General features: G+C 68.4%; 15 protein-coding genes. 10 read left to right on the forward strand and 5 right to left on the reverse strand.

Annotated elements, in window-relative coordinates; translation table 11 throughout:
- The first annotated feature begins 7 nt into the window (after positions 1-7).
- The 7 genes from FYK34_RS14560 to FYK34_RS14590 are packed head-to-tail and all read left to right on the forward strand — an operon-like array spanning position 8 to position 5,214.
- Positions 8-193: a hypothetical protein gene (locus tag FYK34_RS14560; protein ID WP_149297596.1), complete on the forward strand. Its 186-nt coding sequence runs from the start codon at positions 8-10 to the stop codon at positions 191-193.
- Positions 190-1,653, forward strand: a complete 1,464-nt coding sequence (locus FYK34_RS14565; RefSeq protein WP_149297598.1) for a sodium:solute symporter family transporter — start codon at positions 190-192, stop codon at positions 1,651-1,653. The genes FYK34_RS14560 and FYK34_RS14565 overlap by 4 nt, the downstream gene beginning before the upstream one ends.
- Positions 1,654-1,687: 34 nt before the next feature.
- Complete coding sequence (locus FYK34_RS14570; RefSeq protein WP_149297599.1) at positions 1,688-2,311, forward strand: glutathione S-transferase family protein; 624 nt, start codon at positions 1,688-1,690, stop codon at positions 2,309-2,311.
- A gap of 10 nt (positions 2,312-2,321) precedes the next feature.
- Positions 2,322-2,642: a hypothetical protein gene (locus tag FYK34_RS14575; protein ID WP_149297601.1), complete on the forward strand. Its 321-nt coding sequence runs from the start codon at positions 2,322-2,324 to the stop codon at positions 2,640-2,642.
- Complete coding sequence (locus FYK34_RS14580) at positions 2,639-3,151, forward strand: cupin domain-containing protein (protein WP_149297603.1); 513 nt, start codon at positions 2,639-2,641, stop codon at positions 3,149-3,151. Before FYK34_RS14575 ends, FYK34_RS14580 begins: the two co-directional genes overlap by 4 nt.
- Before the next feature lie 15 nt (positions 3,152-3,166).
- Positions 3,167-3,835 (forward strand): M15 family metallopeptidase, encoded by a 669-nt coding sequence (locus FYK34_RS14585; RefSeq protein ID WP_149297605.1) that lies wholly within the window; start codon positions 3,167-3,169, stop codon positions 3,833-3,835.
- The gene (locus FYK34_RS14590) at positions 3,832-5,214 is read left to right on the forward strand and encodes an FAD-binding oxidoreductase (protein WP_149297606.1); all 1,383 of its coding nucleotides are present in this window, start codon (positions 3,832-3,834) and stop codon (positions 5,212-5,214) included. The genes FYK34_RS14585 and FYK34_RS14590 overlap by 4 nt, the downstream gene beginning before the upstream one ends.
- A gap of 229 nt (positions 5,215-5,443) precedes the next feature.
- Here the strand turns inward: FYK34_RS14590 and FYK34_RS14595 are convergent, their stop codons facing one another.
- The 5 genes from FYK34_RS14595 to FYK34_RS14615 form a co-directional block, all read right to left on the reverse strand.
- Positions 5,444-7,270 (reverse strand): tetratricopeptide repeat protein, encoded by a 1,827-nt coding sequence (locus tag FYK34_RS14595; protein ID WP_149297608.1) that lies wholly within the window; start codon positions 7,268-7,270, stop codon positions 5,444-5,446.
- 89 nt (positions 7,271-7,359) lie between these two features.
- Positions 7,360-9,237 carry a methyl-accepting chemotaxis protein gene (locus FYK34_RS14600; RefSeq protein ID WP_149297610.1) on the reverse strand — a complete coding sequence of 626 codons (1,878 nt, stop codon included), beginning with the start codon at positions 9,235-9,237 and terminating at the stop codon, positions 7,360-7,362.
- Between the two features lie 430 nt (positions 9,238-9,667).
- Positions 9,668-11,299 carry a 3-(methylthio)propionyl-CoA ligase gene (locus FYK34_RS14605; RefSeq protein ID WP_149297612.1) on the reverse strand — a complete coding sequence of 544 codons (1,632 nt, stop codon included), beginning with the start codon at positions 11,297-11,299 and terminating at the stop codon, positions 9,668-9,670.
- A 120-nt stretch (positions 11,300-11,419) separates the two neighbouring features.
- Positions 11,420-11,944: a response regulator transcription factor gene (locus FYK34_RS14610; RefSeq protein ID WP_149297614.1), complete on the reverse strand. Its 525-nt coding sequence runs from the start codon at positions 11,942-11,944 to the stop codon at positions 11,420-11,422.
- A complete protein-coding gene (locus FYK34_RS14615; RefSeq protein ID WP_168209755.1) occupies positions 11,941-13,203 on the reverse strand; it encodes a HAMP domain-containing histidine kinase in 1,263 nt (420 codons plus the stop codon). Before FYK34_RS14615 ends, FYK34_RS14610 begins: the two co-directional genes overlap by 4 nt.
- Before the next feature lie 113 nt (positions 13,204-13,316).
- On the opposite strand from FYK34_RS14615, the gene FYK34_RS14620 reads away from it, so the two are divergent.
- The 3 genes from FYK34_RS14620 to FYK34_RS14630 all read left to right on the forward strand — a co-directional run bounded on the left by FYK34_RS14620 (position 13,317) and on the right by FYK34_RS14630 (position 17,616).
- Positions 13,317-15,260: a TonB-dependent copper receptor gene (locus FYK34_RS14620; protein ID WP_149297616.1), complete on the forward strand. Its 1,944-nt coding sequence runs from the start codon at positions 13,317-13,319 to the stop codon at positions 15,258-15,260.
- A 191-nt stretch (positions 15,261-15,451) separates the two neighbouring features.
- The gene (locus tag FYK34_RS14625) at positions 15,452-16,477 is read left to right on the forward strand and encodes an MbnP family copper-binding protein (protein WP_168209756.1); all 1,026 of its coding nucleotides are present in this window, start codon (positions 15,452-15,454) and stop codon (positions 16,475-16,477) included.
- Complete coding sequence (locus FYK34_RS14630; protein ID WP_149297621.1) at positions 16,474-17,616, forward strand: methanobactin export MATE transporter MbnM; 1,143 nt, start codon at positions 16,474-16,476, stop codon at positions 17,614-17,616. Before FYK34_RS14625 ends, FYK34_RS14630 begins: the two co-directional genes overlap by 4 nt.
- Positions 17,617-17,653 lie beyond the last annotated feature (37 nt).

The following is a 17,653-nucleotide window of genomic DNA, read 5'->3' on the forward strand; positions in this document are numbered from 1 at the left end:
AACACGCATGAAGTCTTTGCTGGTCTTGCTCGCCGCGGCCGTCTGCCTCGGCTACTACCTGATCCTGGCATGGCGCCCGGCCTGGCTCGCCGCCAGCCTGGGCGGCCTGCCCGCCTCCATCGTCCTGGCGCTCGCCGCCATGCTGCTGTTCTGCCTGATCGCTGCCGTTTACAGCCGGGGAGAGCGGTTATGAGCCTGGCGCAAGCTTTCTTTCTGGCCCTGACGCTGCTGACCCTGGGCCTGACCGCCGCCGCGCGCCGCCACACCGTGTCCCTGGGCGACTTCTACACCGCCGGCGGCCGCGTGCCGGCCTGGCAGAACGGCCTGGCGCTGGCCGGCGACTATTTATCCGCCGCCGCCTTTCTCGGCGCCGCCGGCATGTACCTGGGCCAGGGCTACGATTCCTTGGCCTACGCCGTGGGCACGCTGGCCGGCTGGCCGCTGCTGCTCCTGCTGCTGGCGGCGCCGCTGCGGCGGCAGGGCCGCTACACCGTGGCCGGCATCCTGAGCCAGCGCTTCGATCACGCCGGGGTGCGCCTGGTCGGCATCGCCGGCTCGCTGACGGTGACGCTGTGCTATCTGATCGTGCAGCTGGTGGGCGCCGGCAAGCTGATAGCGCTGCTGTTCGGCCTACCCTATCTGGCCGCCGTCGGCCTGGTGGGCGCGCTGATGATGCTCTACGTGGCGCTGGGCGGCATGCTGGCCGCCACCTGGGTGCAGATGAGCAAGGCCGGCCTGCTGTTCGTCTGCGCCCTGCTCCTGGCTGGCGGCGTGCTGGCGCGTTTCGATGGTAGCCCGGCCGCCCTGTTCGCCGCGGCGGAAAAACTGCGCGGCGCGCCAGTGTTCCTGCCCAGCAAGAGCCTGTCCGATCCGGTGGAAGTGCTGTCGCTAGGCCTGGGTCTGAGCCTGGGCCTGCTGGGCCTGCCGCACGTGCTGATGCGTTTCTTCACCGTGGCGGACGAGCGCGCCGCGCGCCGCTCAGTGGGCATCGCCACCTGGCTGGTGGCCGGCTTCTTCGTCCTCAATCTGCTCATAGGCTACGGCGCGCTGACCCTGGTCGGCCCCGATCCGCAGTTCCACGGCGCGGACGGCAAACTGCTGGGCGGCGGCAATATGGCGGCACTGCACCTGGCCCAGCTGCTGGGCGGCGACTTCGCCCGCGCCGCCGTGGCCGCCGTAGCCTTCGCCACCATCCTGGCCGTGGTGGCCGGCCTGACCCTGGCCGGCGCCAGCGCGGTTAGCCACGACCTGTACGCAAACTGGCTGAAGCGCGGCCAAGCCGATGCCCGCAGCGAACTGCGCGTGTCGCGCCTGGCCACCCTGGGCCTGGGCCTGGCCGCCATGCTGCTGTCCACCGTGTTCCAGCAGCTGAACATCGCGCTGATGATGGGCCTGGCCTTCGCCATCGCCGCCTCCGCCAATTTTCCGCTGCTGCTGCTTGGCCTGCACTGGCGCGGCTTGAGCGCGCGCGGCGTGGTGTGGGGCGGCGCGGCCGGCATCGCCTCCTCGCTGCTGCTGATCGTCTGCGGGCCGGCGGTGTGGGTGGGCGCGCTGGGCCACGCCCAGCCGCTGTTCCCGTACTCCAACCCGGCGCTGTTCTCGCTGCCGCTGGCCTTCGCCGCGGCCTGGCTGGGATCGCGGCGGACGAACTAAGATGGTGTCTACGCATGAAAAGAAAGCAAGCGCAATGAGCAACCTGATCCTCTACGGCAACCGCTACTCCGGCCACAGCTACAAGGTGCGCCTGGCCCTGGTGCTGGCCGACATCTCGCACGACTACGCCCACATCGACCTCGCCCTTCCGCGCGAGGAACGCCCGGCAGACTTCCGCGCCGCCAGCCGCTTTGGCGAAGTGCCGGTGCTGGTGGCCGACGGCGTGCCGCTGTGCCAGTCCAACGCCATCCTGCAATGGCTGGCCGACAGCTACGGCGCGCTGGGCGGCGCCCTGGGCGAGCGCCAGCGCGTGCGCGAATGGCTGAACTGGGAAACCAACCGCATCGGCCTGTCGCTGCCCAATCTGCGCGTCTCGCGCAGCTTCCGTTCCAAGGGGGCGGAAGTGGAAGCCTGGCTGGAAGAGCGGCTGCGCGAAGACCTGGCGGTACTGGAGGCAGAACTGGCCGAGCGCCGCTACCTGGCCGGCGATCAAGTCAGCATCGCCGACATCTCGCTATGCGCCTACCTGTGGTGGCTGGCCGACGCCGGCCTGGCCATCGCCGATTGGCCCAACATCCAGGCCTGGCTTGCCCGCATCGCCGCCCAGCCGGGCTGGCAGCACCCGGACGAGCTGATGGCGGCCGACATCCCAGAATAAGCGGCCAGCCATGAGCCCGCCGCAGGTGATATGGTTGAAGGCGAAGGCCCCGGCCAAACCGGCACCCGGCCAGCCTTGCAATGGCTGCGGCGTGTGCTGCGCCGCCGCGCCCTGCCCGCTGTCCCGCCTGCTGCTGAAACATCGCGCCGGCCCCTGCCCGGCGCTGGAGTGGGAAAGCCCGCGCTACCGCTGCGGCCTGATCGCGCATCCGCGCGGCCATTTGCCTAGCCTGCCCGCCTGGCTCGCGCCGGGTTTCCGCCGTCTGGCGCGGCGTTATCTGGCGATAGGCGCGGGCTGTGACAGCCTGACCCATACAGAGGAAGATAGATGAGCCGTCCCGATTGCATCCAACACTGGCGCCAACTGGAAAACCCGGAAGCCGGCCGCTACCCGGGCAGCCAGGAAGACATGGGCTATGCCGCCCGTCTCGGCCAGCATTTCGGCTTTGCCCGGCTGGGCATCAACCATGTCCGGCTGGAGCCGGGCCGCCGCAGCAGCCTGCCGCATTGCGAAAGCACCGAGGACGAGTTGATCCTGGTGCTGGAGGGCGCGCCCGACGTGTGGCTGGATGGCGCGCTGCATCGCTTGCAAGAAGGGGATGCCGTCGGCTTCAAGGCCGGCGACGGCCTGTGCCACACCTTCATCAACAATACGGATCAAACCGTGCGCCTGCTGGTGGTGGGCGATACCCGCCGCGCCGACAACCGCTACCACTACCCGCTCAACCCGGAACGCAACGCCGTGGCCGGCGCGGAACACTGGTCCGACGCGCCCGCGCGCCCGGACGGCGGCCACGACGGCCTGCCGGACAAGCTGCGCGAAAACAACGGGCCGTTTTGAATGCCGCCAGACGCCATGCTGACCTTAGCCGACCCGACACTGCTAGCCATCCCCATCGCCGATCAGGACGAGTCTTTCGTCGATCTGGCGGCTTACCCGGACTGGCTGGCGGACCTGAGCCGCAGCCAGATTTCCAGCCGCAGCCCGCACTTCCTGAAAGCGCGCCGCGCGGTGGCCGAGCGGCTGCGCGACGCCGCGGGCCGGCTGCCTGACGGACTGAGGCTGTGCGTCAAGGAAGCCTACCGTCCGCTGGCGCGGCAGCAACGCTCCTACGACGAACACCTGGCCCGGCTGCGCCGCCTCAGGCCCGACCAGGAAGAGGCCGCGCTCTTGTGCGAGGCCAGCCTCTACGTCGCGCCGCCGGCCGTCGCCCCCCATCCCACCGGCGCGGCCCTGGATGTCACGCTGATGGATGCCGCCGGTCAGGAGCTGGACATGGGCTGCCCATTCAACGCCGACAGCGAGGAATCGAACGGCGCCTGCTATACCGACGCCGCCGGACTGTCTGAAACCGCCCGCGCCAACCGCGCCGTCCTGATCCGGGCGATGCAAGCCGCCGGTTTCGTCAACTACCCGTCCGAGTGGTGGCACTGGTCCTACGGCGACCGCTACTGGGCGGCCGTGACCGGCGCGCCGGCCGCGCTGTACGCCGCCGTCGACGAAAGCCTTCTGGAATCCGCATGAACGATTTTCTGTCCGCCCTGGCCGCCATCGTCGGGCCCAAGCACCTGCTCACCGCCGCGACCGACACCGCCCCGTTCGCGCTGGATTGGCGCCGCCGCTACCAGGGCGCGCCGCTGGCCGTGGCGCAGCCCGGCTCGACCGCGGAAGTCTCCGAGCTGGTCAAACTGTGCCGCGCGCATCAAGTGGCCATCGTGCCGCAGGGCGGCAACACCTCCACCTGCGGCGCGGCCACGCCAGACGCCAGCGGCCGGCAGCTGATCGTCGCGCTGCGGCGGCTCAACACCGTGCGCCATGTCGACACCGACAACAACGCGCTGACAGTGGAGGCCGGCGTCACCTTGCAAGAGGCGCAACAAGCGGCGGAAGCGGCCGGCCGGCTGTTTCCGCTGGCGCTGGCCTCGCAAGGCACGTGCCAAATAGGCGGCAACCTGTCCACCAATGCCGGCGGCGTGGCGGTGCTGCGCTACGGCACCATGCGCGAGCTGACTCTGGGACTGGAAGCGGTGCTGCCGGATGGCCGCGTGCTGAGCCAACTGCAGGGCCTGCGCAAGGACACCACCGGTCTGGACCTGAAGCAGCTGTTCATCGGCGCCGAGGGCCAGCTGGGCCTGATCACCGCCGCCACCTTGAAGCTGTTTCCGCTGCCCAGCGCCCATGCCACCGCCATGATAGGCCTGGCGGACATCGAAACGGCCATCGCCTGGCTGAACCGGCTGCGCGACCGCTTCGGCGACCGTCTGACCGCGTTCGAGGTGATGGATGCCCACTGCCAGCAAGTGCTGCTGCGCCACCATCCCGGCCTGATGCCGTTCAGCGCGCCCTGGCTGGCCTTGATCGAGCTGTCAGACGGCGGCGGCGCGGCCGAACTGAACGACGCGCTGGCGAACTGGCTGGCGGAGCAGGACATACTGGACGGCGTGTTGGCGCAGAACGAAACCGAGCGGCGCAAGCTATGGACCTTGCGCGAGGAGATATCGGAAAGCCAGCGCAAGGACGGCCCCAGCATCAAGCACGACATCGCGGTGCCGACATCGGCCCTGCCGCGGCTGGTGCGCGATTGCTCGGCGGATTTGGAAGCCGCCTTTCCCGGCGTGCGCATCGTCGCCTTCGGCCATGCCGGCGACGGCAATCTGCACTACAACGTCAGCTACACCCGGCCCGGCAACGCCGACCTGTTCGACGACGAGGACGCGGTCAACGCCATCGTCTACGACCACGTCTACCGGCTGGGCGGCACGCTGGCGGCGGAACACGGCGTCGGCCAGCTGAAAAAGGACTGGCTGGTGCGCTACAAGGACCCGCTGGCGCTGGAGCTGATGCGCGGCATCAAGCGCGCGCTGGACCCGGACGGGCTGATGAATCCGGGCAAGTGGCTGTAAAGACTCCCCCTCTCCCCCGGCCCCTCTCCCGCGAGGGGAGAGGGGAGGCCAACCATTTCGGCTCCACCCTTGCCGAAATGTGACGAACAACCACGCCTTGTCGCGCCCTCAAGCCACCCGCGCTGTGGGTTTGAGGCAAGGCTCGCGCCCCCTGCTTGGTTTTCGCCATGGGCTTGCCGCAGGAGAGCCCCTCTCCCCTCGCGGGAGAGGGGTTGGGGAGAGGGGCGGCTCAGACCGCCAATCGACCGGCCAAGCTCTCCCATCCCTCTCCTCGCCGCCGCCTCTCCAAGGTCAAGGACGCGTACCACGCCGTAACGTCGCCGCCCTGCCCCCAGCGCCAATCCGCATGCTCGTCTGCCAGCAGCAGCCGGCAAGGCCGGCCCAGCGCGCCGGCCAGGTGGGCCATCGCCGTGTCCACCGCGATCAGGCCGTCCAGCGCCGCCAACCGCGCCGCGCTGTCGGCAAAGTCCGTCAAGCCGGAACCCCACTCCACCACGCCGTTTTCCGCCAGCCATGCCCGCTCGGCATCGGTCGGCTCCGCTTGCAGCGAAACCCAGTTGACGCCGCGGTCGGCCAACAGCGGCAGCAGGGCCTCCGGCCCCGGCAAGGAGCGACAGTGGTCGAACGGATGCTCGGCGCGGCCGCGCCAGACCAGGCCGACATGGTTTCCAGGCGGCAAGCGCGCGCGCCAGGCCTGCTGCAGGGCCGGCTCCGCATCCAGGTAAGCCTCGCATGGCTGCGGCTCGAAATCGCGTAAGACCCATGGCAGGCTCATCGAAAACACATGGCAGTCATGCGGCGGAAATTTAGCCGGATACGCGCCTTCCATCGCCAGCCATTCCACCTGCGGCCATTGCCGGCGAAACAAAGTCAGCAGCGGCGCGCGGCACAGCGCGGCGACGCCAGCCGCGCCGCGCGCAAGCAGCGGATTCAGATAGCGGCTGAACTGGATGGCGTCGCCATAGCCTTGTTCGAACAGCAGCAACAGGTGCTTGCCGGCCAAGTCTTCCCCCTGCCAGCGCGGCGACGGCAACACGGGGTAGCCAGGCCCGTCCAGCCGCGCCTCGTGATTCTCCCAACCGGCCTGCCACGCGCCGCGCGCCAGTTGCAGATAGCCCAGGTTTTGCCGCAGCCGACGGTGAGTGGGCGCCAGGGCGAGTCCGCGCTCCCATGCCGCGGCGGCCTCATCGCCCCGCTTCTGCTCGGCCAACGCCACGCCAAGCAGGCCCAGCCAGTCGGCATGATCCGGCTGCGCAGCCAGCGCCTGCCGCGCCAAGGCTTCGGCTTCGGCGGCGCGGCCGGTGGCGCACAGCAGCGCGGCCAGATTGGGCAGCGCCGCGGCCGGCTGCCTGGCGTGAGCCGCGCGCAATAAAGCCTCCGCCTCGTCCCAGCGCCGTCGCGCCATCAATAACATGCCCAGATTGGTGGCCGCCGCCAGATGCCCAGGAGCCAAGGCCAGCGCGCGCCGCAGCAGCGCTTCCGCCTCCGCCGCCCCGCCGCCCGCAGCCAGCAGCTGCCCCAGCAGCTGCAGCGCTTCGACATCGTCAGGCGCCTCGTCCAGGCAGGCGCGCAGATGTCCCTCGGCCTCGCGGCTCCGGCCCTGCTCAACCAACAGTCTGCCCAGCTGGTAATGCGCGGCAGCCGAGGGATGAACGCCAAGGCGGCGGCGGAAACACGCTTCGGCCTCGGCCAGGCGGCCTGCGTCCTGCAGCAGATTGCCCAGATTGCCCAGGCTGGACGCATGGTCCGGGTCGCGCGCCAGTTCGGCGCGGTAATGCGCTTCCGCCTGCGCCGGCGCGCCCTGCTCCGCGCTCAGACAGCCCAGGTTGTAGTGCGCGTCCGGGGTGGACGGCTCCCGCGCCAGCGCCTCGCGCCAGCATGTCTCAGCCAATGGAGCCTGGCCCAGCCTGGCGGCGCAGACGCCCAGCAAATTCCATAGCGGCGCGTTGCCGGGTTCGGCCTGCAGGCCGGCTTGCGCCGCGCGCAAGGCCCCCGGCAGGTCGCCTTCGGCCAATAGCCGCGCGGCAAGCAAGGTGTCAGGAGAAAGCAAGGTCATCTCGCGCTAGCCAATCGGAAATTTGCCTCGGATCATCGACGCAAAAACGCCGCCTGGCAAGGCGGCGTTCAGGATGGAGGACGCGGCGCTTACAGCCGGAACTTGTTGAACTCGGCGTCCATCTTGCCGGCGTTGCCGGCCAGGCCCTGCAAGGTGCTGCTGACGTTCTGCAGCACGTCGTCGTTCTCCAGCACATGGCCGTTGATCGCCTCCGAGCTTTGCGCGATCAGCGTGGTGGCCTTGTGCTGCTCCTGGGTGGAGCTGGCGATTTCGCTCATTTTGGCCACCACTTCCAGCATGGAGGCGCGGATGGCGGCGATATTGTCCACCGCCTCGCGGGTCAGGCCCACGCCCTCGTCCACCGCCTGCACCGTGCTGTTGACGTCGCCCACCGCGCGGCCGGTTTCCTCGCGGATGGCGCCCACCATATTGGAGATTTCCAGCGTGGCCTGGGCGGTGCGCTCGGCCAGCTTGCGCACCTCGTCCGCCACCACGGCGAAGCCTCGGCCCTGCTCGCCTGCGCGCGCGGCTTCGATCGCCGCGTTCAAGGCCAGCAGATTGGTCTGGTCGGCGATGTCGCGGATCACATTGGTGATGCCGGAGATTTCCTGCGAACGCTTGTCCAGCGAGGCCAGCATCTCTTCCAGCCCGCGCACCGACTGCACGGTGTTTTCCATGCCCGACGACAGGCGCTGCATATTGTCGGAACTGGCGGCCAGATTGTGCCCGGTGGCGCTGGCCAGCTCATCCGCCTGGCGCGCGCTGTCGGCAATGTGGGAGATGGAAACGGTGATCTGCTCCAGCGTGGCCGCGTTGGACGAAGACACGTCGGAGATGTGGCGCGAGCTCTGCGCCACCTCGGCCACCAATTGGCTGGCATCCTGCACGCCGCCCACCACGCCCTGGGCATCGCCCTTCAGGCCGCGGAACAGGTGGCCCAGCTGGCCGACAAAGGTGTTGAAGGCGCGCGCGGTGGCGGCGATCTCATCCTGGCCGTCGTCCTTCAGCCGCAGCGTCAGGTCGCCCTGGCCGCGCGCGATGTCCTCCATCGCCGCCTTCAGTTTGACCAGGCCGGCCAGCATCTTGCCTATCACCAGGCTGGAGAACGGAATCATGAATACAAACACCAGCAGCGTCAGCCCGCCTATGGTGTACAGCAGCTTGTTCAGCGGCGCCAGGATCACATCCTTGTCCGTGGCGAGCGCGAGGATCCAGCTGGTGCCCGGAATGGCCTGGGCGGAGATCAGCATGTCCTTGCCGCCGATATTCATGTCCGAGGCATTGGTGCTTTGCGCCAGCTGCGCCAGCCGGTCCGCCGTCAGCTCCGGCACCACGCTGGTGATGGGCTTCAAGGTCAGGTCGGCTTGCGGGTGGGCGATGACCGTGCCCTTGCTGTCGACGATGAAGGCGTAGCCGTCGCCGCGCACCTTCATCGACAACACCGACTTGACCAGGGTATCCACCATCACGTCGCCGCCCACCACGCCGGCGAAGGCGCCGTTATGGTTGAACGGCGCGGCGATGGTGACGGTCAGCTTCTTGGTGGCCTCGTCGACATAGGGCTCGGTGACGATGGGCTGGCCGGCGGCCTGCGCCTGCTTGTACCAGTCGCGGTCCGCCACCTTGTAGTCGGCCGGGGCGGTCCAGTCGTCGGAGAACAGGGTATGGCCATCGGCGTAGCCGGCGTAATTGACATTGAAGCCGCCGGCCTTGCTGCCCACCTTGAGGAAACGCAGCGCGTCCGGCTCATTGGCCACGCTGGTCTGGGCGACGATCTGCTGCTTTTTCTCGCCCAACCAGGTGGTCACCACCGCGCTCTGCCCCTTCAGGCTGGCGGAGAACTCGTTGTCCAGGCCGTCCAGGATTTCCGATCGCATCTGCATGAAGACTATGGTCACCAGGACCAGGCCGAACAGCGCCATCAAGAAGGCGTTGAGCGCTATCAGGCGGCTGCGGAGTGATTTCATGTGTTTCCCTTTTCCACGCTGTTTGAAGCAGGCAGAACCTACATTCCCAAGATAGAAGGCATCCGGCGGACATTCCGCGGCACGGCGCGCTCCGGCGGAGAAGCTACCGTTTTATTGTGATTGCTTGAATTCTACCGGCATACATTAAACCAAGCACGACAAATGACGCTTGATCGAAAGCATTCCCTTCTGCTGAATGATAGGCGGCGAGGAAACGAAGAGCCATGACGACTGATGACAATAGGGCAAAAAAAATACCCCTGCGGCATTGCGGCAGGGGCCAACACGAGGAAGAAACATCGGACCGGCTTAGGCCAGCGCGATATTTCGAGGGGCTAACACCTCAAAACCTTGCGGCTCTCAGTGCAGGCGGCATTCTAACGTAATTGCTCTACAAAAAGCCAGCGTCTTAGAGCATTTCATCCAATTTTCACGATTCCGGCCATTGATGATCGCGGAATTGCTCGCGCAGCTTCATCTTCAGCAGCTTGCCGGTGGCGGTGTGCGGCAGCTCGTCGACGAAGGCCACGTCATTGGGCGTCCACCACTTGGCGATCTTGCCGTCGAAGTAGGCCAACAGCTCCTCGCGCGTGGCGCGCGCGCCGGGCTTCAGCGTCACCACCATCAGCGGCCGCTCGTCCCATTTGGGATGGGCCACGGCGATGGCCGCCGCCTCCGCCACCGCGGGATGGCCCACCAGGATGTTTTCCAGGTCGATGGAGCTGATCCACTCGCCGCCGGACTTGATCACGTCCTTGGTGCGGTCGGTGATGCGCATGAAGCCATCCGGGTCTATGGTCACCACGTCGCCGGTGAGGAACCAGCCGTCCGCGCTGTGGTTGGCGTCCAGCTCGCGCTTGAAGTATTGCGACAGCACCCACGGCCCGCGCACCTGCAGATTGCCGAAGGACACGCCGTCGTGCGGCAGCGGCAGGCCGGCGTCGTCCACGATGCGGATGTCCACGCCGTATACCGGGCGGCCCTGCTTGATCAACAGCGCGTTCCTCTCCTTGCCGTCCAGGCCCTCATGCTTGAGCTTGGGCGTGCAGGTGGTGCCGCAGGGCGACAGCTCGGTCATGCCCCACAGCTGGCGCATCTCGATGCCGTGCTCGGCCAGTTGTTCGATCATGCTCTCCGGCACGGCGGAGCCGCCGGCGATGACGCGCTTCAGCGGCGCGAGCGGCAGCTTTTCGCGCTGGCAATATTGCAAGAGCTGCAGCCACACCGTGGGCACGCCTATGGTGGTGGTGACGCCTTCTTCCGCGATCAGGCTTTGCAGGCTAGCGCCGTCCAGCTTGGCGCCGGGCAGCACCAGCTTGCTGCCGTTCATCGCGCAGCTATAGGGCAGGCCCCAGGCGTTGGCGTGGAACATCGGCACTACCGGCATCACCACGGCGCGCGCCGAGATGTCGAAGCTGTCCGGCAGCGAGCTGCCGAAGGCGTGCAGCACGGTGGAGCGGTGGGAATACAGCACGCCCTTGGGATTGCCGGTGGTGCCGGAGGTGTAGCACAGGCTGGAGGCGGTGTTTTCGTCCAGCTTGGGCCAGTCGTAGACGTCGCTGTGGCTGTTCACCAGGTCTTCGTAGCTGAGCAGGTCCGGAATGCCGCTGTCCGCCGGCAGATGGGCATGGTCGGCCAGCAGCACGAAACGCTCCACGCTCTTGAGCTGGTCCGCGATCTGCTTCACCAACGGCAGGAAGCTGGCGTCGAACATCAGCACCTTGTCTTCGGCGTGGTTGATGATCCAGGCGATCTGCTCCGGAAACAGCCGCGGGTTGACGGTGTGGCAGACGGCGCCGCTGCCGGAAACGGCGAAATAGATTTCGAAATGGCGGTAGCCGTTCCAGGCCAGGGTGGCCACGCGGTCCCCGGCAGCCACGCCCAGCGCCGGCAGCGCGTTGGCCAACTGGCGCGAGCGACGCGCGGCGTCGCGGTAGGTGTAGCGGTGGATAGGCCCTTCCACGGTGCGCGACACGATCTCGGTGTCGCCATGAAAGCGCTCGGCATGCACGAGCAGGTCGGAAATCAACAGCGGCAGTTCCATCATCTGGCCACGCAGCATCTCGCATCTCCCCATTATTGATATGGAATTGGCAAGTTACGCCGCATTGGAGCATTCACTCCAATCATATTTTCTGATGGGCCGCCATTGTCCGATTTATATATCCGTCATGGCATGGAATCAGCTTTTGACCGGTTTCTTGGCCAGCATGCGCTGCAGGGTGCGGCGGTGCATGTTCAAGGCGCGCGCGGTGGCGGAAATATTGCCGTCGTGCTCGGCCAGCACGCGCTGCAGATGCTCCCAAGTGACGCGGCGCAAGGACATGGGCTGCGGCGCCACCGGCAGCGCCGGGTTGGCGGCCTGCTGCGCGAAGGCGGCCAGGATTTCGTCGACGCCGGCCGGCTTGGCCAAGTACTGCACCGCGCCCAGCTTGGTGGCCTCCACCGCGGTGGCGATGCTGGCGTAGCCGGTCAGCACCACGATGGCGCTGTCCGGGCTGGCCGCGCGCAGCGCCGGCAGCAGCCGGAGGCCGCTATCGCCGTCCAGATTCAGGTCCAGCAGGATGCGCGCCGGCCGCTCCGCCGCCCGCGCCAGCGCCTCGCCGGCGTCGCGCGCCCACACAGCGGCATGGCCGCGCCGCGCCAGCGAACGCATCAGCACCGCAGCGAAGGCCTCGTCATCGTCTATCAGCAGAAAATCGCTCATTTGCTTTCCTCCAGCGCCAGCGGCAGCTCGATGCGCGCGTGCACGCCGCCCTCGGCGCGGTTGTCCAGGCTCAGCGAGCCGCCCAGCCGCGCCAGCGTGGCGTGGCTCAGCATCATGCCCAGGCCCATGCCGGCCGGCTTGGCCGACTCCAACGGCGCCAGGCCGGCGCGGGCCAATTGCGCCTCGCTCAGGCAGCCCTGGCGGTTGACGATGTCCAGCCGCAGCCGGCCGCCGTTGAGGCTGGCCGACACCGCCACCTCGCCGCCGCCGGCCTCGGCCGCGTTGTTGACCAGGTTGAACAGCGCCGGCCAGAACGCCGCGTCCAGCCTCACCCGCGGGTCATCACCGTCCGGCGCGCGCCAATCCAGCTTCAGGTCCGGCCGCAGGCTGCGCCAGCCTTCCAGCCGCTCCGCCAGGCTCGCGAACAGCGGCAGCGCCTCCGGACGGGCTTCGGAACCGTGCTTGAGCCGGACCAAGGTGGCGCGGCAGCTGGCCAGCTGCGCCTGCATCAGCCGCAAGTCCTGCGCCAGCGCGGGATCGTCCGCCCGCTCGCTGAGCAGCTCGTCCACCAGCAGGGTCAGCGTGTTCAGCGGCGTGGACAGCGAGTGCGCCGCGCCGGCCGCCTGCATGCCCACCGCCAGCAGCTGCTCGTCGCGCAACTGGGTCTCGCGCGCCGCCGCCAGCGCCTCGCTCTGGCGGCGCAGCTGGCGGGCCAGCCAGGACACGAAGCCGGCGATCAACAGCGCGGACAGCGCGAACGATATCCACATGCCGGCCAGGTGCAGATTGAAGGCGTAGGCGGCGTTGCCGCCGTTCAGCGGCCAATCCAGGTGCCACTGGAACAAGAGGCCGTAGGCGGCCATGGCCAGCAGGGCCAGCAGCCAGGCGAACGCGCCCGGCGACAGCAAGGCGGCGAACAAGACCGGCGGCAGGTAGAGCGAGGCCAGCGGATTGGCCGCGCCGCCGCTGAAGGCCAAGAGCTCGGTCAATACCAGCACGTCGGCCAGCAGGCCCAGCCGCAGCGCGGCCTCGTCCGACAGCCCCCAGGCCGGCAGCCTGGGCAGCGCCAGATTGACCAGGGCCAACGTGGCCAGCGCCTGGCCTATCAGCGGCCACGGCAGCGCCACCTCGGCCAGCGCGCAGGCGGCGGCCAGCGCCAGGGCGAGCAGCAGCATCAGCCAGCGCAGGCGGCCGACGCGGCGGCCGGTGTCCCGCGCGTCCACCGCCTGCTGCGGCGCGAATATCGCATTCCATTTCATGCCGCCACTTTACACCAAGCCGCCTGCGCGGCGCGCTGCGACAATATGCCGCATTCCGGGCGGGAACCATTTCCAATAGCATCGCCGCCAAACTCAAAAAACGATTTTCCGCGATGAACCTGAAACCCCTGCTTCCCGTGCCGCTGGCGCTGGCGGTCGGCCACGCCTTCGCCGCCGATCTGCCCGTGTTCCAGCTCGACCCCATCGTCGTCACCGCCGTCAAGACCGCGCAGCCGCTGCGCGTCGAAACCGATCCGCGCGCGCCGCGCCAGCCGGTTCCGGCCGGCGACGGCGCCGACCTGTTGAAAACCATCCCCGGTTTCAGCGTGGTGCGCAAGGGCGGCAGTTCCGGCGATCCGCTGCTGCGCGGCCTGGGCGGCTCCCGCCTGAACATCCTGGCCAACGGCGGCTTCGTCTACGGCGGCTGCCCCGGCCGCATGGACCCGCCCACCGCCTACCTGTTTCCGGACGCCTACGACAAGCTGGTGGTGATCAAGGGGCCGCAATCGGTCAAATACGGCGGCGCGCTGATCAGCGGCGCGGTCAGCTTCGAACGCAAGACCCAGCCGTTTGCCGAGCCCGGCTTGCGCTTCGACGGCAGCCTGTTGGCCGGCTCCGCCCAACGCCAGGACGCCTACGCCGACCTGAGCCTGGGCGGCGAGCTGGGCTATCTGCGGCTGATAAATTCCCACAACCAGGCCGATGACTACCGCGACGGCGACGGCCGGAAAGTCCATTCCGCCTACCGCCGCGACAGCCAGAGCGTGATCGCCGGCCTCACCCCGGGCCGCGACACCACCCTGGAGCTGTCCGGCGACGTCAGCAACGGCCGCGCCGCCTACGCCGACCGCATGATGGACGGCAGCCGGTTCGACCGCCGCGCCTGGGGCCTCAAGGCCGAGCAGCGCAACCTGGCCGCCTGGCTGGATGCCGTCAGGCTGGCGGCCAACCACAGCTACGCCGACCACGTGATGGACAACTACACGCTGCGGCCGCTGGCGCCCGGCAAGACGCCGCGCGCCAGCAACCCGGACCGCCGCACCGACGCCGCCAAGCTGGAGGCCGATCTGGCCTTCGCCGACATCGAACTGACCGCGGGCATGGATTGGCAGAGCGACCGCCACACCAGCCGCGTCGGCGGCCTGAACTATGCCAGCTTGCCGCGCCTGAAAGACCAGCACATCGAACGCGCCGGCCTGTATCTGGAAGGCAGCGCCCCGCTGCTGGGCGGCAAGGCGGTGGCCGGCTGGCGCCGCGACCGCGCGCGCGCCTACTACGACGCCACCGCCGCGCGCGGCGAGCAGCTGCAGGATTACCGCCTGTACAGCGGCTTCGCCCGTTACGAATATAAACTGGCCAACTGGACGCCCTACCTCGGCGCGGGCCTGGCCGAACGCGCGCCGGACTACTGGGAGCGCAGCTACGTCGCCGCCAATCGGCCGGTGCTGCAGCCGGAGCGCAATACCCAGCTGGACTTGGGCGCGCTGTACCAGGGCGACAAGGTCAAGGGCTCGCTGTCCGGCTATCTGAGCCGCATCGACAACTTCCTGCTGATCGACGACAGCGCCGCCCAGGCCACGCGCAACATCCAGGCCTACCGCTATGGTTTGGAAGCCGACGCCTCCTGGCAGCTGGCGCCGCAGTGGCAGCTGTCCGGCAGCGCGGCCTACAGCTGGGGCGCCAACGCTACCGACGGCCGGCCGCTGGCGCAGACGCCGCCGCTGTCCGCCACCTTGAGCCTAGCCTGGGACAACCAGACCTGGGCCGCCGCCGCCGTATGGCGCGCCGTGGCCGGCCAGGACCGCGTCGCCGTGGGCCAGGGCAATATCGCCAGCCAGGACATCGGCCCGACGCCGGGCTTCGCCACCCTGTCGCTGAACGGCGGCTGGCGCGTGAACAAAGCCCTGAAACTGACCGCCGGCCTGGACAACCTGTTCAACCGGACTTACGCCGAGCACATCAGCAGCGGCGGCGCCGACGTGGCCGGCTACACCCGCACTACCCGCGTCAACGAACCGGGCCGCACCCTGTGGCTGAAGCTGCAGGCGCATTGGTAAGACGGCCGTAGGGCGGCAGCCCGGCAAAGCCGGGCGTTCCGCCGCAAGCCGCCCGCCGTCCCCCCTGGCAGGGCGGGCAGGCCCTGCGCAAGCACATGCGGCGCAACCTGAAGGCACCCTAGCGACCGATGGCGGATCGCCCCATGGGGCATCCGCCCTACGGCTTGCATAACAAGAAATGGAGAACCGTGATGAAGCGAAATTGGATGTTCCTACCCGCTGTTTGCCTCGGCCTGGCCGGCTGCCTGGGCGGCGGCGTCAGCAGCAGCGAAGGCCCCGCGCAAAGCCAGAATGAAGCCCCGCCCGCCGGCTACGGCGGCGGCGCCACCACCGTCCGCTTCGTCCTGAAGTCCGGCAGCCAGGCGGTGACTTGCAACAGCCAACTGACCGGCATCGGCACCAGCCAGACCAACGCCACCCTGGCCGAGGGCATGGTCTATGTGCACGACGTGGCCCTGATCAACAGCCGCGGCCAGGAAGTGCCGCTGCAGCTGGACCAGGGCAATAAATGGCAATTCCTGAACCTGGCCCTGTTGGACTTCGCCGGCGGCAGCTGCAAGGACAAGTCGCGCGACGACGGCGACACCCCGGTGGGCAAGCCGCTGCCCGGCAGCAACAGCGAGGTGGTGGGCAGCGCGCCGGCCGACACCTATACCGGCCTCAGCTTCAAGGTGGGCGTGCCCGTATCGGCCAAGAACGCCAAGGGCGAAGATGTGGCGTTGAACCATCAGCCGGCGCACAGCCCGCCGCATCCGATACTGGGCGTGTATTGGCTGATGTGGGAATGGCAATCCGGCCACCGCTTCATGCGCATAGACCTGGCACCCGCCGGCGGCGTCAAGCGCGCCGACAACTCGACCGCCGACCGCTGGGCCTTCCACCTGGGCTCCACCGACTGCCAGGCCGACGACGCCATCGTCGGCGGTTTCCGCTGCGGCAAGCCCAACCGCTTCAAGGTGAAGTTTGACCGCTTCGATCCCAAAACCGACCGCGTGGCGCTGGACATCCAGTCGCTGTTCGCCGGCAACGACATCAGCCGCGACGCCAGCGCCGACGTCGGCTGCCGCTCCAACGCCACCGACACCGAATGCCAGCCCATCTTCGACCGCCTGGGCCTGCGCCTGAACGAGAGCAGCCCCGGCGCCAACGACGGCGGCCAGCCGCTGGGCGACGGCCGCGACAGCCGCGTGTTCCGGGTGGAGAAGATAGGCTCATGAAACCTTGCGCCGCGCTGCTGTTGACTGGCCTGCTGGCCGCCTGCGGACGCGAAGCCGCGCCGCCGCCCGCCCCCGTGGGAGACTGGCAGTGGCAGCTGCCGCCCGGCGTGCAGCCTCCGCCGGTGCCGGCGGACAACCCGATGAGCCAGGCCAAGTTCGAGCTGGGCCGCCGCCTGTTCTACGACAAGCGGCTGTCCGGCACGGGCAACATCAGCTGCGCCAGCTGCCACCCGCAGGGCAAGGCCTTCAGCGACAGCGTGGCGCTGTCGCTGGGCGCCACCGGCGAGCGCACCCTGCGCAACGCCCAGCCCCTGGCCAACGTCGCCTGGCGCAAGAGCTATACCTGGGCCAATTATTCGCTGACCACGCTGGAACGGCAGATGGACGGCCCGCTGTTCCGCACCGAGCCGGTGGAGATGGGCATCAACGACGGCAATCTGCCAACCGTGCTGGCCAGGCTGGGCGCGGACCCGCTATATGCGCGCGAATTCGCCCGCGTGTTTCCCGGCGAGGAGAAACCGCTGAGCCTGGCCAATATCGTCAAGGCCATCGCCAGCTTCGAGCGCGGCATCGTGTCCTTCGATTCGCGCTACGACCGCTACCAGGCGGGCCAGGCCCAGCTGTCCGCCGCGGAGCTGCGCGGCATGCGGCTGTTCCGCTCGGAAAAAGGCCAATGCCTGCGTTGCCACGGCAGCCCGGACTTCGACGACCAGATGGCCGGCCACGGCGAGGGTCTGCCCTTCCACAACATCGGCCTCTACGACACCGACGGCAAGGGCGGCTATCCGTTTCCCAACCGCGGCGTGCTGGAACTGAGCGGCCGGCCGGCCGACATGGGCCGCTTCCGCAGCCCCAGCCTGCGCAATGCGGCGCTGACCGCGCCGTATATGCACGATGGCAGCGTAGCCACCCTGGAAGAGGCGGTGCGCATCCATGCCGACGGCGGCCGCGACAATGGCAAGCAGGGCGATGGCCGCCGCAACCCATGGAAAGACCCATACATGGACCGCATCCGGCTGACGCCGGCCGAGCAGGCGGATCTGGTCGCCTTCCTGAAAACGCTGAGCGACGAGACCCTGGCCCACGACCCGCGGCTGGCCGATCCATTCGCCCCGGATAAAACCGCCGCGCGGCCATGACATCGGCGCTCGCCGCCTGCTTCCCAGTCTGCTACCC

It is taken from the genome of Chromobacterium paludis, from assembly GCF_008275125.1.
GTDB classification, from domain to species: domain Bacteria; phylum Pseudomonadota; class Gammaproteobacteria; order Burkholderiales; family Chromobacteriaceae; genus Chromobacterium; species Chromobacterium paludis.

Bases quoted from the DNA above. Each gene is read 5' to 3' on its own strand.
- FYK34_RS14610 (WP_149297614.1), bottom strand. From the start codon at position 11,944: ATGAGCGATTTTCTGCTGATAGACGATGACGAGGCCTTCGCTGCGGTG.
- FYK34_RS14565 (WP_149297598.1), top strand. From the start codon at position 190: ATGAGCCTGGCGCAAGCTTTCTTTCTGGCCCTGACGCTGCTGACCCTG.
- FYK34_RS14615 (WP_168209755.1), bottom strand. From the start codon at position 13,203: ATGAAATGGAATGCGATATTCGCGCCGCAGCAGGCGGTGGACGCGCGG.
- FYK34_RS14575 (WP_149297601.1), top strand. From the start codon at position 2,322: ATGAGCCCGCCGCAGGTGATATGGTTGAAGGCGAAGGCCCCGGCCAAA.
- FYK34_RS14630 (WP_149297621.1), top strand. From the start codon at position 16,474: ATGAAACCTTGCGCCGCGCTGCTGTTGACTGGCCTGCTGGCCGCCTGC.
- FYK34_RS14590 (WP_149297606.1), top strand. From the start codon at position 3,832: ATGAACGATTTTCTGTCCGCCCTGGCCGCCATCGTCGGGCCCAAGCAC.
- FYK34_RS14625 (WP_168209756.1), top strand. From the start codon at position 15,452: ATGAAGCGAAATTGGATGTTCCTACCCGCTGTTTGCCTCGGCCTGGCC.
- FYK34_RS14600 (WP_149297610.1), bottom strand. From the start codon at position 9,237: ATGAAATCACTCCGCAGCCGCCTGATAGCGCTCAACGCCTTCTTGATG.
- FYK34_RS14620 (WP_149297616.1), top strand. From the start codon at position 13,317: ATGAACCTGAAACCCCTGCTTCCCGTGCCGCTGGCGCTGGCGGTCGGC.
- FYK34_RS14560 (WP_149297596.1), top strand. From the start codon at position 8: ATGAAGTCTTTGCTGGTCTTGCTCGCCGCGGCCGTCTGCCTCGGCTAC.
- FYK34_RS14605 (WP_149297612.1), bottom strand. From the start codon at position 11,299: ATGCTGCGTGGCCAGATGATGGAACTGCCGCTGTTGATTTCCGACCTG.
- FYK34_RS14585 (WP_149297605.1), top strand. From the start codon at position 3,167: ATGCTGACCTTAGCCGACCCGACACTGCTAGCCATCCCCATCGCCGAT.
- FYK34_RS14595 (WP_149297608.1), bottom strand. From the start codon at position 7,270: ATGACCTTGCTTTCTCCTGACACCTTGCTTGCCGCGCGGCTATTGGCC.
- FYK34_RS14580 (WP_149297603.1), top strand. From the start codon at position 2,639: ATGAGCCGTCCCGATTGCATCCAACACTGGCGCCAACTGGAAAACCCG.
- FYK34_RS14570 (WP_149297599.1), top strand. From the start codon at position 1,688: ATGAGCAACCTGATCCTCTACGGCAACCGCTACTCCGGCCACAGCTAC.